The sequence below is a fragment of the Pyramidobacter piscolens W5455 genome (assembly GCF_000177335.1).
GTDB lineage: Bacteria > Synergistota > Synergistia > Synergistales > Dethiosulfovibrionaceae > Pyramidobacter > Pyramidobacter piscolens.
In genome coordinates, this window is sequence record NZ_ADFP01000020.1 from 1 (window position 1) to 2,464 (window position 2,464).

The window sequence follows — 2,464 nt, forward strand, 5'->3', positions numbered from 1 at the left end:
ACTTTCGCGGCGTAGCGGCGGCAGTCGCCAAAGGCGGCGCGGGCGGCAGCGCCGGCGCCGTCGAGCGCTTTTTCCCAGCTTTTGGCGCCGCGGGGATGAAACGACCTCAATCGCTCCACGTCGAGATCGAATCCGCACAGCCACGGCAGCGACAGCAGCCGCAGCGACGGTTCCGTCTGCCAGCCGCTCTCGGCCGCTTCGAGGCAGGCCGACGAGAGCTGCCAGAGCGGCGTTTCGCTGATCCTGCGCCGAAAATCCCAGAAGACGGGCAGGCCGTAACGCGCAAAAACTTCTTTCGCCTCGGCGAGGCGAGCGCGCGGCACCGAAAAGGCCACGGCTTCCAGCCCCGGCCACGGGGCGAGATCCGCCAGCGGCCCTTCGCCGCGCTCCCAGAGCGCCAGCGAGCGCGCCGCCGTTTCCAGTTCCTGGCGCGGATCGCCTCCCTCGATTTTCACCGCGCGCAGCGGCCGCCGTTCCGACAGCGCGATCCCTTCGACGCCGAACTGCTGCGCCGCGCCGTAGGCCCCGGCCAGATCGGCGACGGGGGCGCACAGGCGCACGGCCGCACCGCGTCCGACGAGGGCGCGCACGAGCGCCAGCTGCGAATGGGTCAGGCTGGAAAAGCCGACGAGCACGAGATCGAGAGAGCGGCACAGGTCCACCGCGCCGGGAAGGTCGAGCAGCTTGCGCGTTTCCGTGGTGACGCCGGCGCTGTCCGAAAGCCCCTGGCGGTCGAGCGCCCCGAGGTACGCGCGGTACAGGCTGACGAAAGCCCGTCCGAGCTGGTCGCCTTCCTCGCAGACGGCGGCGAGGCTCTGCGGCGGCACTTCTTCGCTGATCAGCTCGCGGATCTGCGAACCCAGCAGCGTCAGAAAGCCGCGGCGCTGCGCGCCCGCCGGTAGGACGCCGCCGCTCTCGCGGTAGCGCCTGACGATGTTCCAGAGCAGCAGCCAGTGGTCGGGCGGGTCGATCTGCACGCGCGGCTTTTCGACGTTCAGTTCTTCGCAAAAATACCGGTAAATCTCGTCCCAGCGGCGGATCCGATACTCCGGCGACGAATCCGATCCCGACAGCGCGACGGCCAGCAGCTCGCGGTCGCCGGAACCGGCGACGAGGAACGTGCGCCCCCGCGCCGGCGGCAAAGCGCGCAGCAACCGTTCCAGATCGCCGACGCGCCGGTAAGCGTACAGTTCAAAAGGCATGGCGCACCTCCTTCCCCACTTCGTTCGCGCCGTGCCGCCCGCGATTTTCGCGCAGCAGTTCCAGCGTGGTTTCCGGCAGCAGTTCCTCCAGCTCCGGCTCGTCCGGGGCGCCGCGTTCCAGCAGCGCGCGCACGCGCGTGGCGCTGATCGGCGCGCCGCCGGCCTGGCAGCGGGGGATCTCCGTCACTTCGACGCCCAGCGGCGGCAAAAACGCCTTCATGGCTTCGTTATAACGCTCCGTCACGGCACTGAACGGCTCGGTACCGACGAAGCGCCGCGTGATGTGCAGCGGCGCGGCGAAACAACGCGCGAAGATGGTCAGGTCGAGCTCGCACTTGACGTCGCCGGCGCGCGCCTTGTCCTTGAGGAAATAATCGGGGAACGTCGCCGCCGAAATCAGGTAATCGCCGGTCGGATGCACAGCGACGTTTTTCAGGTGCGCCACGCCGCGACGCGCCATCTCCAGCCGCAGCGCCGCGGGGAAAAGGCTTTTCTCCGCCGAAAGCACGAAGACGTGCAGAAAATCGCACTGCGACGCTGCCGTCTCCATCAGGTACCGATGGCCTTTCGTGAACGGATTGCAGTTCGCCACCACGGCGCCGATCACGCCGTCGCGAACGGGACACGCCAGCGAGGCCACGAAACGCTTCACGCCGTCGCGGCGGTTTTCCATCAGCAGCACGTCGGCGGTCTCCGCCATCGGGAAAAATCCCAGATCGTCGAAGATCTGCCGGTTCGACGGCTTCGTGAACACGAACAGGTGGGTCAGCCCCGCCCGGATCGCGTCGGTCACGACTTCGCTCACCACCGACGCCGCCAGTCCCTCGCCCTGGTGCGCCGCGCTCACGCCGATACACTTGAGCACCGCGCCCTGGCGCGACGCCGTGGCGACCACCTCGCCCTCCTCGTCGCAGGCGCAGACCGTCATCTCCACGCCGTCGTCGTAGTCCAGCCCCAGCGACGCCAGAAACTTTTCGATCCGTTCCAGCGTTTTGCCGCTGAACGGACGCCCCTGCATCATATCCACCGGCCCGCTCCTCCCCTCGTAAGTTCGAATCGTTTCATTGATTCTACACTACCCCGCCGCGAAACAAAAGATTGCCCGGCTCTTTCGGACGCCGGTTGTGATATGATGACGGCGGGAAAAAACCGTTCTTCTTCGATCCGATTGAAAAATTTCAATGGAGGTCCTTTCCATGAATCTGAAAAAACTGCTGATCCTGATCGGGCTGACGGCCTGCTGCGCCGCCGGGGCGGCCGCC

Annotated in this window: 1 protein-coding gene and 1 pseudogene; both read right to left on the reverse strand. The window is 66.9% G+C overall.

The genetic code is table 11. The features are described from left to right. Positions 1 to 1,202, reverse strand: a pseudogene (locus HMPREF7215_RS01470) (hypothetical protein); the annotation flags it as partial. Beyond that, a complete protein-coding gene (gene citC, locus HMPREF7215_RS01475) occupies positions 1,192 to 2,223 on the reverse strand; it encodes a [citrate (pro-3S)-lyase] ligase (protein ID WP_040550092.1) in 1,032 nt (343 codons plus the stop codon). The gene citC and the pseudogene HMPREF7215_RS01470, both read right to left, overlap by 11 nt. Between the last annotated feature and the right edge of the window lie 241 nt (positions 2,224 to 2,464).

Excerpts from the sequence above, each read along its gene's own strand:
- citC (WP_040550092.1), bottom strand. The coding sequence starts at position 2,223 with ATGATGCAGGGGCGTCCGTTCAGCGGCAAAACGCTGGAACGGATCGAA.